This window comes from Photobacterium angustum, assembly GCF_002954615.1.
Lineage (GTDB): Bacteria > Pseudomonadota > Gammaproteobacteria > Enterobacterales > Vibrionaceae > Photobacterium > Photobacterium angustum_A.
Window position 1 is genome coordinate 1,007,312 of the sequence record NZ_MSCJ01000003.1, and the last position, 13,542, is coordinate 1,020,853.

11 protein-coding genes are annotated in these 13,542 nt (G+C 35.7%); 6 read left to right on the forward strand and 5 right to left on the reverse strand.

All coding sequences use genetic code 11. The features are described 5' to 3' along the window. The first annotated feature begins 75 nt into the window (after window positions 1–75). On the forward strand, window positions 76–648 hold the full coding sequence (locus BTO08_RS19245; protein ID WP_105062199.1) for an SLATT domain-containing protein: 573 nt from the start codon (window positions 76–78) through the stop codon (window positions 646–648). 420 nt (window positions 649–1,068) lie between these two features. Further along, a complete protein-coding gene (locus BTO08_RS19250) occupies window positions 1,069–1,848 on the forward strand; it encodes a DUF2971 domain-containing protein (protein ID WP_146108449.1) in 780 nt (259 codons plus the stop codon). A gap of 350 nt (window positions 1,849–2,198) precedes the next feature. Here BTO08_RS19250 and BTO08_RS19255 read toward each other — a convergent pair whose 3' ends face one another. Then, window positions 2,199–3,428, reverse strand: a complete 1,230-nt coding sequence (locus BTO08_RS19255) for a ParB N-terminal domain-containing protein (protein ID WP_105062201.1) — start codon at window positions 3,426–3,428, stop codon at window positions 2,199–2,201. Window positions 3,429–3,593: 165 nt separating this feature from the next. On the opposite strand from BTO08_RS19255, the gene BTO08_RS19260 reads away from it, so the two are divergent. Then, window positions 3,594–4,772, forward strand: a complete 1,179-nt coding sequence (locus BTO08_RS19260) for a hypothetical protein (RefSeq protein WP_105062202.1) — start codon at window positions 3,594–3,596, stop codon at window positions 4,770–4,772. Between the two features lie 176 nt (window positions 4,773–4,948). On the opposite strand, the gene BTO08_RS19265 is transcribed toward BTO08_RS19260, so the two are convergent. The 4 genes from BTO08_RS19265 to BTO08_RS19280 form a co-directional block, all read right to left on the reverse strand. Beyond that, a complete protein-coding gene (locus BTO08_RS19265) occupies window positions 4,949–5,392 on the reverse strand; it encodes a hypothetical protein (RefSeq protein WP_105062203.1) in 444 nt (147 codons plus the stop codon). A gap of 88 nt (window positions 5,393–5,480) precedes the next feature. Next, entirely contained in the window at window positions 5,481–7,919 is a 2,439-nt protein-coding gene (locus tag BTO08_RS19270) for a hypothetical protein (protein WP_105062204.1), read from the reverse strand. Beyond that, window positions 7,919–9,466: a site-specific integrase gene (locus BTO08_RS19275; protein ID WP_105062205.1), complete on the reverse strand. Its 1,548-nt coding sequence runs from the start codon at window positions 9,464–9,466 to the stop codon at window positions 7,919–7,921. The genes BTO08_RS19270 and BTO08_RS19275 overlap by 1 nt, the downstream gene beginning before the upstream one ends. Beyond that, window positions 9,463–10,812, reverse strand: coding sequence for a tyrosine-type recombinase/integrase (locus BTO08_RS19280; protein ID WP_105062206.1), 1,350 nt, complete (start codon window positions 10,810–10,812; stop codon window positions 9,463–9,465). Before BTO08_RS19280 ends, BTO08_RS19275 begins: the two co-directional genes overlap by 4 nt. Before the next feature lie 839 nt (window positions 10,813–11,651). Here BTO08_RS19280 and BTO08_RS19285 point away from each other — a divergent pair. The 3 genes from BTO08_RS19285 (at window position 11,652) to BTO08_RS22400 (ending at window position 13,482) form a co-directional block, all read left to right on the forward strand. Next, window positions 11,652–12,389 (forward strand): hypothetical protein, encoded by a 738-nt coding sequence (locus BTO08_RS19285; protein ID WP_105062207.1) that lies wholly within the window; start codon window positions 11,652–11,654, stop codon window positions 12,387–12,389. Between the two features lie 50 nt (window positions 12,390–12,439). Then, the gene (locus tag BTO08_RS19290) at window positions 12,440–13,087 is read left to right on the forward strand and encodes a nuclease-related domain-containing protein (RefSeq protein WP_105062208.1); all 648 of its coding nucleotides are present in this window, start codon (window positions 12,440–12,442) and stop codon (window positions 13,085–13,087) included. A gap of 254 nt (window positions 13,088–13,341) precedes the next feature. Beyond that, window positions 13,342–13,482: a hypothetical protein gene (locus tag BTO08_RS22400; protein ID WP_173425626.1), complete on the forward strand. Its 141-nt coding sequence runs from the start codon at window positions 13,342–13,344 to the stop codon at window positions 13,480–13,482. Window positions 13,483–13,542 lie beyond the last annotated feature (60 nt).

Consider the following 13,542-nt stretch of genomic DNA (forward strand, 5'->3'; position numbering starts at 1 on the left):
TGGTTTTTATATGATATCAGAGTATTATTGTCTAAATATATAGTCAAAAATCAATATGGTAATACTGAAGTCTGAATGAACGAAATAACTATAAACGGTAATGAACTTAAGACTCGTGAGTTCATTTGTGTATTACACTCGTGGCTCAACCGATGTCGAGATGCGCGTAATGGACATTACAAGAGGGCAGAGAGACTATATGAAGTATCTCAGATACTCGGCTATGTACTCATATACTCTACTGTATTTGTAACAGCTTTCTCATTTATATCTTATGATGAAACAAAGACTCTCGTTTTAGGGATCAAGCAACAACACGTAGTGGCATTTATTGGATGTGTTGCTGCGGTTATATCAGGTATCGTAAGCCAGGCAAGGTTTGGCGAAAGAGCGGAAATACATCGCTCATCAGGTGCCCGATACGCTAATTTAGCTAGAGATATTGAAGCACTAGAAATTATGATAAACGCTGGTCTAATAACTGATAATGAACTTTCTTTACAAGCTAGTTCAATTATAAAAGAGTGGAATAACTTGTCTAAAGATTCGTTGTTGACTCCGCTTCAAAAAAAACATAGTAGTAATTGTTTACATTTATTTATAATGATTGTATTTATCACGATGTTTTTCTTTGTCACTATTAAATAATAAAATCAATACTTTCTTCTAAGTAAGCATTCGAAAAATTAGATTATATTTCTAACTTTAATTCGAATAGCTTTTTCTATGTGTAGTTCTCTTTGCCTTACCGAGAACTCTAGAAGATATATTATTATATCTCACTACATCTATAGCGTACCTTGCCATCTTCATGTGTATGGCGTAATTACTTTCATCTTGATAATTTATCATATATATGATTTTAAAAAGGTCAAATTGTCTAGGTATAATTTAAAATGCTTTGCAGTCTCAGTTAAAGTTAACTTGCCAAATAGCTTAATGGCGTAGATCTAGTCACTCATATTTATTATGGTATAAGCAAATCAAAGGAGTTTTATGGAGATTGTTGGGAAGTTAGAAAGTAATACTGAACTGCAAAGATATATCGAATTTGCAAAGTACGTAGATATGCTAGATACCAGTAGCTTATTTCTTACTCGAGTATCATGTTTTGAAGATGAACTCGAAGGAGGTTTAACACCAAGCTACATAATGGTTACTAATGGGATGGTTAATCTTCTCAGCCAGATTCTTTACACTATGCCATTGGCTAATACACCAACACCTGAAGAAGTAGAGGAGCGAAATACTCAGATAAAAAAGCTAAAGGATGAATATGAAAATCATACATACAATACGGTTTTTGGATCTTTTAAGCACGATGAAGTTGAGTATGAAACGGTATTTCAGCAACATCGACATTGGGTCGACGTTAGCTGTTGGCATGCTAACAAATCTGAAAGTATGGCAATGTGGAAAATATATGGTGGATCCACAAATTCAGTTTGTGTGGTCACTGATGTAGCGCACATGGAAAAGGCCGTGAAAAGTTCTTCTGAATATAATCTTGTTCTTTCACGTGTCTATTATATTTCACATGATGATGAGCCTTTTAAGGAATACCATGGATTAGCTCCTTTAATGCATAAGTCAGACTTTTATGCGTTCGAGAATGAAGTGCGTCTAATGGCTTATAAACCTTCAGCGAAGTTACTCTCAACTCGCCCTGAAGATGATCGAGGAACCACTGTTAAAATAAACTTGAATACGTTAATACGAGAAGTTCGTGTTGCATATGATGCTCCCGAATGGTTTTTCCATCTTGTTGACTCTATTACTAAGAAGTACGGCGTAAATGCTCCTGTCGTAAGATCAAAGATGCGAAAACTTCCAATCTTCCAGTTATAGACAAGCACATAATAGATTAGAGAATGTGTCGTGTAGATTATGCCTGTTCGTGTACTCAACAATTTTGAGTAAAGCTAATTTGCTTTATGATTTATAGTTTATAATTACGTTTTCAATATTATATATGAAAATCTATGTTCTTTATGTCACCATAGATGCTTAACAAATAAAGTTACAAAATTTTATATTTTTTCCTAGAGTTTAGAAATCTAGAAGTTTGCATGTATTCTATGAGAGAAATATCCTAAAGGACGGAATTTGGTATAAATCGTCGTTTATTTCTACTGTTCTAAAAAATAAGTTTGTAATTGAAAGGCAAGGTTAGATGTCTTGCCTTTTTCATTTTAGGTTTATGATCTTTTTATCTGAGCATTACTCTGCTTAAGAATGCGTTTTGGTGTTGGTCCTTTAGGGATACAAGGAATTGTGAATGCCTCATTGATATTTCCTGCTGACGGTAGGGGTATCTTGTTACCATCCGAATCTTTTTTAAAGAGTGCTACGCGTTTTACGCTCACTTTATTGCCTGAAACAGGAATGTCTAAATGTAAATTCCAACCCTTGAATATAGCCGATAATTTACATAGTAGAGAGTACGATGTGGACTCATGAACTAATGATTGAAGATAATTTCTAACTTTATATTCTATATCATCTTCAGACTCTAGACCGAGAGAGGATATTACCCTTGTCAAGTAAACCTCTGGTGTTATCTCTAGTTTATTAAAAGTATGATGCTTGAGTTTCTGTGTTATCAAGTAGTGTGCAAAAGCGTAGATTGGTTCAGATACCTGACTCTCCCGTTTGTGACGTTTTACTATTTTTGAAACAAAATCAACGGATATTGCTAATTCTTCGTGATCTTCAACATAATCTAAAATTTCTGCAGGCTGAAATGAAGTTCCTTGAGTGCCACGAAAATCGTATGGGTTTTTTGTCATCTCAAAAGCCTTCGCTAGCATCGCGACACGAGAGAGTATAGGAGCGCTAACTTTTACTCCAGCCATTTCTAAGACTTGCGCTCTTGAGCGGATATTACCTACATCAATATGGGCGAAAGACAGATCATCCGTAACACCATATGTGATAGTTGCGATAAATCCAACTCCAGCCTCAATACAAGCCTGTAATCGATGATGCCCATTAAGGATTTCACCATCAGCAGAAATAATGATGGGTTCTCCGGTTAAACACCATTTGCCATTTTTTATAGCTTCCACATATTTGTTTACTTTTGTTCGACTAAGTTTCCGGTTTTTGTTCTTCTTATTCACGGCCCCGCGCTGTGATAAATCAAGCATTTGAAGAGCAAGTCGAGGGTTAATGTAAACTTCAACATGTTTTAGAGTTGTTTTAACTATCTTAATGCTGCTGTAATATTTTGATTTTTCATTAAAAATATCATGCATCTGTTGGGCTGATATATATTCATCTGAAGCATCAGCAAGCTCTTGAGAGCTAGCTAGATAACTCGTGCTCTTTTTCTCTTCGTATCGCTTAACCAAACTATCAACGACTGATATTTCTAGCGGGTTATTACTGATGCCATCGTTGTAGTTGTGCTCATCATTGCCATTCATTTGAGTGTCCAAAATTGTTGATTAAATTGAGAGAGCAAGTTTATTTTAGTGCTAAACAGTCACGTGAATTTCGTGTATATATTTGATCAGACCTATATGTCTGATCAAGCATTTTTTTTGATTTAGACTACTAGAGAAAATATCTATTGAGATGAGAGAGTAAGTTTGACCAAGTTTCATTTAAATGGCCGGTTAGCTTCCCGTGCTGGAAAAACTGTAAAGAGTTTAGTTACTTATTTACCGGCAATAGAGCTTGAAAATTACTTGTCCGTTACTCGCGTATACCCTGATCTAGAAGTTTTTTACGACGCGGCAAAAAATAAGACTAACCAAAAAAAAGTTAGTGAAATCCAAGAAGACATTCAAAAAGAGCTTCTAAATGGAGGGGTGGGAGCACCACTGTCATTAACAGTGGTTCTTGAAAATAAGCCGACACTTAGTGTTAAAGGTGAGCTTGGATGTCTAGAGTATGAGCGCACATCTACATTTGTTGTTGGTAATGTTTTACTTTTAATAGCAATACTTAAAACTCTAGGAATTAAAACACCTCTTTTTTCATCAAGACTCAGCTCATCTGAAATTAAAAAAAATAGTATTTACCGACAAATGTTAGCTAAAGATGAAGTAATGTTGACGATTATTTTCGATGATGAAAATGGTATTAATGGAGAGCAGGTTAGAGATATGTTCTTTAAATATAATCGCCAACATTCAGGTTTACATTTAACTCAGTTTACTAAACCAGATAATACATTCCCATTGAAACCAGTCATCGACCGGTTGGCAAAGGATTTAAATTTTGCAAAGTACGGTGGTGTATCGACAAAATCTAAGCATGTTAAAGTATCTGAGAGCTATTTAACAACAGAATACATTATGTTTAAGTTTATTATCGGCTCTGTTGCTGGAGCACAAGCGCAGGAAACAAGTATAATGTCTAAAGATGTTACCTTGGCTTCAGGGCAAAGGGTCTCAGAAGTCCTTGACAGTGGTTATATTAAGTACATTGAAGCTTTTATTCGTGCATGGCTAATGCCGTTAAATCAAGACAACAAGGTTACGCGAACAGGTTTTCGTTTGTCGGCTCAAATTTGGCAAGCTTTGTCCTTGGTTGTTTATCAGTTAGTCATTGGTGGCGCTTCTATTGAGGAACTTAAACGATCGGGCTTAATTTTGGGTGAGCTTGATTACAGTAAGAAAGCTACACATTGGCATAATTGTGACGTCATGGGATTGGACTCTAATGGCCGTTTATTTAAAAACTCAGTTAATTCAACGCGTGAATTTCGAAATGGGTTAGCCAAATACTTTATGGATTTGGTCAGTAACAATGTTGATTGTTAACAGTATGGATAGTGTTTGCTAGATATCAATCTTCTGATAGAAGGATTAGGATATCTAGCTTTGTTGATACATGTAAAGGGACTACGTCTCTTAATAAAATTATAATTAAGTTTCTCTGTGTAATATCGATATCCTTAAGTGGACTGTTTCCATTTAAATATTAAGATCTACATAACTTATTTATCCGCATTTAATTCGCGAATTAAATATGGACTAAGGTGGCGTTCAATGTTTGCAACAGTACCTGAGTTTTTAAGAGACTTTACGATATCTATCATTACTTTTGTATTTTGAGCCAATTGCTCTTGAGCTAGCTTAACTTGGTCAGTTAGTTCGGCATTTTTGGCAATAATTACAGCTTTATTTTGTGTTGACCCTTTATGCAAGCTCGCTGCATATGTTCCACCAACATCCTCAATTTGTTTTCCTTTATATGTATTAATTAACTCTTTTCGATTTGACGTGGAGAGGGTACTTAACTTTCCAGCTATAATACCTTTGCTTATAAGTCTAGTATGGACATTTTTTGGTGTTATTGGGCTACGATCAAAACCTTCTGCAACCATTGAAATCAGCTCTTTTTCAATTGCATTATCTAAATCATTACCACGGAGAGACATTTGAATACCTTCTTTCTACTGTGTTGTAATAGGTTGGAAAAACTACTTATCCCCAACATCTCGTTTTTAATTAGGTAAGCCAGTTTCGTTAACTCTTTTGGACTGTTTCAATCATTCGATGCTCTATAGCAAACAGTGTTGCCAATCTAGTAGGCTTTTGTTTCGCATCATATTCCAATAAGTTTACTGGTATCTTTTTAGTTTCAAAGGAGTTACTTTGGTCGCTTAACATTTTAACGTTGGCCTTCCGAACGTTTAAAACCTCTAGAAGTTCATCAGCCTCATTGGGTTCTATGGCTTCTTGCAATACCAAGAAGTTGATTTTCCCGATTTCAGATTCAATGTTTTTGAGCAAAAACTCCACTTTACCAGCTTCGTCAGCACGACCTGTTAGGGTGTGATAGGGACATGGCGAACCGTCTTGGCACATTATGTTGAATGGACACTCAATTATGCTAATTTTACGCATACAGCTACCAAGAGGTAGTGGAGCCAAATCGGAGTGTGCTCGAATAATATCTTTCTTCTCACTTTGATCCTTAAATTCAGCAAGTTCGTCAGAAAATTCCTCGAAGATATCCATATCGATATCATCTATGGCATCAGTGATGAACGAGGTTCTATCACGTTCTGTTGTGAATGTATGTGTGTTTTGCGCCAGTGCATTTTCGAGTTGAAGATCGGGATTTACACCCACAACACCAGTGGCTTTTACTTGATCAACGCCTGTTGGGCTGGGCGGAAGACCAGTGCCAGCATTACTTTTACTATAGGAGACCATGTCCGTGGCTAATGATTTTTCTTGAATGGCAAGGTGCTGATATTTTTCGTTTTGTGTAATGTCAGCACGACCCATTATCATCGCCTGTAAATGCTCGGAAACACCTGCGATTGCCAAAAATGTATTTTTGTTATGTCGGGGCATGTGGGTGTTTAGTTTGGTAAACTCACCATTATTTGTTTTTAAGTTATAACGCTTAAAAATCGACATGTTTGTTGTCATACCAAGGTATCCAGAGAAGTGCCTAAAGCTTATTGGCGTTGCCAATGGCTTGAGCATTCCAGAGCGACTCAATGCTGTAGTACCAACATGCGTAATAAATAAGATCTTTTCGTATGGAACGTCATAGCTATAGCCATTTCTTGAATCTCTTACACGGAAAATCATATCAGGGGAAAGCTCACTAGAGTCACTGATAATTTTCTTTAAAAAGGCATCAATTTGCTTGAGCGTATAGTAGAAATCGATACGTTGTTTGTGATGTACCACCTCACGATGCGGTAAAAAACCGTCTTTTTTCAGCTTTTCTTTAGCATTCCTATGTAAGTCACGGCGACCTCTGATGCTATCTGAGGTGGATTCATAAATGTGTTCCACCACAGCGTCTAAGTCGATTTCGGGTTCTTTTAGACTAACAACGTTTGAATCTTTAGGGGCTAGTTCTGAAGGTAGCAATGACTCGAAGTTATTGGCACGATGAATAACGACTTGATTTCTAATCGATTGAGTTAACTTTATTGTATCCTCGAAAATGAATTCAACTAAATCAATAGCAAGAGGCTCAACCCAATGAGTACGCATTCCTGCGCCTTTTTTGCCTTGATAAACAATGCCTAAATAGTAGGGATGCAAACCACGCTTTTTGAGTAAATTACTAACTTTCTCATCTTCTACTTCTAGGCGTTTTAGCGCATCAATGGTGATACCAGCTAATTCCTCGAAGCGCCACCCAGTAATAAATAACAGCAATGTCATGTTTAACATTATTTTTTCACTGTCTTTTTGAACAAGATTGCGCAATGTAATAACATTCAGGAAGTCTTGGATCTCAACTAGCTTCTCACTTTCTTCATCACCAAGTCCCTCGGCAAATTCTGTCGATTTTACCTTTTTTGTACTTGTTCGTTGTGTACGCTTAGCTGTCACCTGAAATTCTGGTTCCGCATAGGTTATTTGCGTTTTGCGTAGCACTTGGGCAATGCCAACCAAATACGTCTGATCATCCGCTAATCCTGTGGCTTTGCGAAATGTAGCGAGTAATTCGCTAACATCACTCAGAGTTTCTGAGGATATGTTGCAAGGTGAAGGTTCTATTCCAGACACTAGCATACGCAAATAAAGACGCTTTAAAAGCAGCAAAGGTGCAAGCAGTTTAGCTGCGCTTGGTATTTTATTGACAGCATTACCTTTATTGTCTTTCTGTAAGCTGCTTCTCCTTATTATATAAACTGCATAAGCCTGAGCAAAATCAGCATACAGAGGATCAATTGTAATTGTTTTACTACCCTCGACAAAAAGATGTCTGTAACTCTCATCATCTTTAAATAAAGCTTTAGCGCGAGTAGTATTAATTTCTTTGAAATTGATTGTATTGTTGCTTCTACCTACAAGAAACCCCTTTTTTTCCGCCTTATAAGCCCAAGTATCTCCCCACTTTAGATTGTTTTCAGTCGGTGCTAACACGGTCTCGAAATAGCTTTTTTGTTCAGCAATGAATAGGGTTAAGTTTTCATAAACTTCCTTCATCAAAAGCCTCCTTCAAGACGATTTATAACCAATTGAACTTCGTGTTTTGCGTCTGTGGCGGTGCGGATCATTGGGCTATTTTCGTCACCAGATTTGTTTGCTACATCGATTAAATCAAAGAGTTCCTCGGTGAAGGTTTTATGAACCTCTTTATGTGGCTCTAGGTTTTTAAAAGGGCGAAAATAAAAACATCCATAACAACTGCGTACTTTACTCAGGTGACATTTCTTTTGTTTGCGAGAACAACCACCAATTTTTATGAATAGTTTACCTTTCAGCATCCCTGAAACTGTATACCCAGTCCATTTTTCCTCATCTGCTGCATATCCAGTCATCATTAAACCAACCATATTTATCCATACAGGGTTGGAGCCGAGAGATTTGTGTTGAACCATTGCTAATTCGGGAGTTGCCGTGATGTAATGACTAGCAACAACGGTGGAAGAGTGACCTAGAACATATGCAATTTCTTCTGCACTAGAGCCGCCCATAGCCATTGAATGCCCAACATTGTGACGGAAATCTGTCAGTACATAACGTGGCGGGTTCACCTCCTCATTAGCGATAGCCAACTTAGTTTCATCCGATTGAAGAAATAGCAACGCTCGATTTAAATATGTATTTAAATCCGCACCAAGCTGGATTGTTCCCGTTGTAAACAACTGATCTTCATGAGTAAGGTTGAGTCTTTTCATGTATTCCTCGATCAAGAATCCAACGGAATCAGGAATAGCAACTTTAACACCCTCGACTTTAACCTTACGCTGCTTGGCAAGCGGAACCATTATGCTATAACGAGTCAAATTCGTTCTAGGGTTTGCAGCCTCACGCCTTATATTGGAACCACGCAGTCTGTCGAATTGAATAGGTCTCATCCCAGTCGCGTAGGCGGAGCCAAGAACTACAAGACAAAGAAGCTCATCATTCGTCAGGGCTGCCAATCCCTCTTTTGTTGAGTGCTCGACTAAGCCCTTGCTAATCAAACGTTTTAGGTGCGAAGGGAATGAGTTCTCAAGATCTTGATAAATCTGAAAAGAATCACGAGATGCTGGTCTTGGAATATCTTCCAATTTTTCATAATCAAGAATACCAAATTGAGGCATATTCATGCGAAATAAATGTCTGCAAAGTCGCTTTAATTCGTAATATGCTTCTGGGGTTGCATCTATTTCGGATCTAGCAAGAGCTTCTAATTTTTTAAAATAAGCATCACTGCTTAAATTCAAACTGACTATGAATTTTTTTATGCGAGCAAAGTTATTTCTAGTTGTAGGTGCTGCCTTAGATGTAACATCAAGAAAACATATGTACTTTAATAACTTTGTCAGACTTTCATTCTGGCAAACCATGTCCAATTTAACTTTATTGCCACCATATTTAAACTCCCACACATCTAGGGACGGGTCGATTGTTTGCGTGTCAAAGTCTGAATTTGTTGGCAAAACCAAACGATTAGGTAGCTTCAATCCTTTGATGTTTTGAATTTGCTCAGCACTTAAGGATAAGGCTGATGGACTACCAATGAGTTTTTTATTTAAATTACTCAAAATTCAATATCCTCATCAAATAGATTTTCGTCTAACGTGTTGTTAAATATACTTAATAGTGACATGTTCGCTTGGTCTTGAATGAATCGCTTAGCATAATGCTGTGGCATTCTGGATTTCAGTGCCCAACCACCCAGCACACGCAATTGCTCGATGCTATCAATCATTATTCCATCGACCTTAACTATCTGAGTTTTAATGTATTTATCTTTTGTTTGATCATAGATTAATGCCAACGTGCTAAATGCCCATGTGTGGCGCAACCAGTGAGGAGTAATGTTCGCAGTTATTGCGTCTCCATATTGAGTATTGAAGTGCTCTGGGAAATTCTCTTTAAAGCTTTGGGCGCTTCGCTCAAACTCATTTAATATGCCGCGATAGGATAGAGGTTGGTAAGGTTTTTTAGATGATGCAAAAATAAAATCATGCCCACATAGTTCTTCTGATGGTCGCAACTTGTTGTAATAAACACCAAAAATCAAATTGTAATGCGCAGCAGTAATATCAATACCTCTCGTACTGTCAGTTGTTTTTATAGAAGGTTTTTGACTGCGAGTATCGTTTTCATCTTCGAGATTTTGCACCATCATCAGGTACTTAGTTTTATCAGTCATGTATGGCTTAAAGGATGCCTTTTGTAATAACTGTATTTCACCCACGCGAAGTCCATAGTTAAACATCAGCAGCCACATGATGTAATTGCGAATTTGGATTGACTGACTGATGTGCGGGTTAAGTAGGTTTGGCACTTTTGTTGTACTTGGTCGAATGACCTTTACAAAATCCGTATACTGGTTAGCACTTAGGCTACGAAGTTCATTATTTTTTGAACTGCTATCTTTTACCCACTTTTGGAAACTCTTAACAGGTAATTCGAGTTTCATTTCTAGCAACTTTCGTTGCTGCAATATTTCAGTTTTAGACAGGGTGGTGTATCTGCTATCCACATAGGTGTTAATTAAGAAGTTAATAAAGCGCACAACAGCCAATGAACGCTTAGAGTAAGTCACAAGCTTTTTTTTGTCAGTATTTAGTTTTGTGGTCATAATGTATAAATTTAATTGTCTACCAGCAACTAAATAATCCCAGAACGAGTCAAGTTCATTGATTAATATTTCAATATCCTGAAATTCTGATTTATAAAGGAAATAATCCAAAGTCATACCAAACTTATCAAGCCAAAATTCATAAAAGAATTGTACTGCTTGTAATTCAGAACGTTGTGTATTTAATGCTTTGCTATGTAAATGTGATTCACAGTAGCGCAATGATAATAGTGGAGGCAACATCGTTTCAGAGTCACACAAATACCAAAAACTATCTTTTAGGCACATGGCTTTATACATAAAAGATACCTTTGTTAAGTAATTTTTGTATAAGTATGTAAATTATGAAAGGTGAGGGAATAGTTTCCATCTGATATTGTTGTCTCATCAGTGTCTCACAGATATGTAAATGGTAAATATCACTATCGTGCACATTCCTTGTTTTGTCAATTTTCAAAATAAATCAATAACTTGCTTTATATTATGTAATTTGTAATAACTTTCAGTGCATCGAATATCAATTTCATCTTATTTAAATTAATAGTTGTAATAAGAGGCATTATTTTTATCTATTCAATTGCGATATGTATTGATAAGAATTAATTAAAAGAAAGGAAAATACTAAATGTAATAATAAAATATTAAATGTTTTTATTCATTTCAGTTTGATAATTATTTTTTCTCTGTATATCCTGGTTACAGGATGTATAAAGGATACACGGAGAAAATGTTAATTATGTACTTTATGGTAAATACTGTTAAATATACTAACTTTCATGAATCAAAATATATGTGAATATATGCTACATGTGAAGTATTATATCTGTACATATAATCTACATAAGGCTTTTATCAAAGTTCTCTTAAGTGTCTAATATATATATAGGTGAGGTTAACCAAACAGCTATCCATAAACTAAAATCAATGTTTCCTTTATTTAACATAAGGTACATAATGCGCACCAAAGGTATAGATCCCAATGTAAAGTGTCATCAACATCAATTTAGGTATAAGTGTTTATTTTATCTTAATTTACGATCATCACTCGCATTTATTACTGATTAAAGTTTATTCGCTTCTGTAGATTATGATAATTAGTAGTTGATATTTAAACGTATTATATTCAATCAAGGAAAGATATGAATAATTACAAACTAGCTTTATCTGTTTTACTTGTCTCACTTAGTTCGGCAACGAGTGCTGCAGAAATATATAAGTGCACTATTGATGATAAAGTTGTATTTCAGGACTTTCCCTGTGCTGAAGATTATGAATATGGACTTACAGCGCTAGATACATTTGATGGTTGGAAGTATGGAATGAATATTCTAGCCTTTAAAAAGCGATCTAAGTTGGAAAAAATACCGATTAATCCTGGGACTTCAATACTTTATAATCAATATAATGAAAAATATCTTAATAATAAGCCAGATGCTCGAATTTTTAGCTATTCAACTAAAGTCGCTGGTGAATTAGCTAAAGTTTCGCTTTTCTTTACTCAAAAAACACAATCTTTGTATCGTATCCAAGTTAATATTTTTGTTATCTCAATGCCAGCTCAAGAAAAGGAATACTTTTATACCAGCTTAGTTAATCAGCTCACAAAGAAGTACAGTCAATACATAGAAGCTAAAGATTATCCATCTACAGCTAATATCCTTTCAAAATTTATACTTCAAGATACGGTTGGTACAGAGAAAATATGGGGAGCTAACTCTGATAACATAATTTCACTTACTGGAAATACAACGTTAGCTACATCTTACAGACTGAACTATAAATACATCCCTCTTATAAAGAAAAACATAGCGGAAACTACAGATGAAATTCGTTTAAGTACTGACAAAGCTTTTTCAAAAGATTCAATTAAATTGTAGTGAATATAGTTACACAGTGGTAAATTCTCGCTTTTAATTTCGGGTTTCTTATGTTTGATTTCATTTACATTTTTGGATTATTGTTCAGCTTTATTTGCGGCGTTGCTTTTGCCAAAAGAAAAATATTTGATGTTGAGAAGTCTAGACTTAACATTGGTGAACGATTAGTTTCTAAGAGATTGAACGCTTATCTAATGGATGAGCAAATTGCTGGCATTGTTATAAACAATGTAACTTTGCCTATTGATGGCAGCACAACCCAAATTGATCATATCTTAATTTGTACCAGAGGCGTGTTTGTTGTTGAAACTAAGCACTATAGTGGCTGGATATATGGAGATCCGAAACAAAAGAAATGGATGCAAGTGCTATTCAAAAAGCGTTCGTATTTTCAAAACCCTATCCATCAAAATTACAAGCATATTAAAGCAATTCAAGCCCTTTTCGACTTTGTACCAGAAGAACACATTAAGTCATTAGTTGTATTTACGGGTGACGGCGAATTTAAAACACCGTTACCTAAAGATGTTGTTTTATTGGATGGTATTAAAGATTGGATGAATCAACATGAAAATCATATATTTACCTTAAATCGTATCCAATTTTGTTATGGACGTTTAGAGTATTTACGTATGCCAGATAATGATGAAACCGAACAATTACACTTAAAAAACTTATCTAAACAACATTCTGTTTGATTGTTATGCGCCCTATCATTAATTCATTAATCGTTAAGGGCGTATAAATATTACTTAGCTTCTCGTCTTAACCATAACAATCATCACAACTTGTATTGGTATTTGAATCTGTTTCAGTGTTATTCATTTGCTTAATACACAGATTGGCCATTTGATACTGCAATCACAGCGTTATTGTTTTGTATATTATTTTCCTTGGATACACGGCATGGATTGCCGTTGTTGGTTTAACTGTTAACAAAACAAAGGATTGTATGAAAAAATTAATTGTACTTGCGATCATTGGCTTTGCTGCTTGGTATTACCATGAGCATCATGGTTTTGAGTTTTTAGAAGACTTAGACCTCAATGATTTCAAAATCACTAACAAATATAACAGTGAAAACAAGTTTTAATCGATACATGGCGATTCATCATTATGTGAGATGGTCGCCAGCGTTAACCTTGCTTTGTGT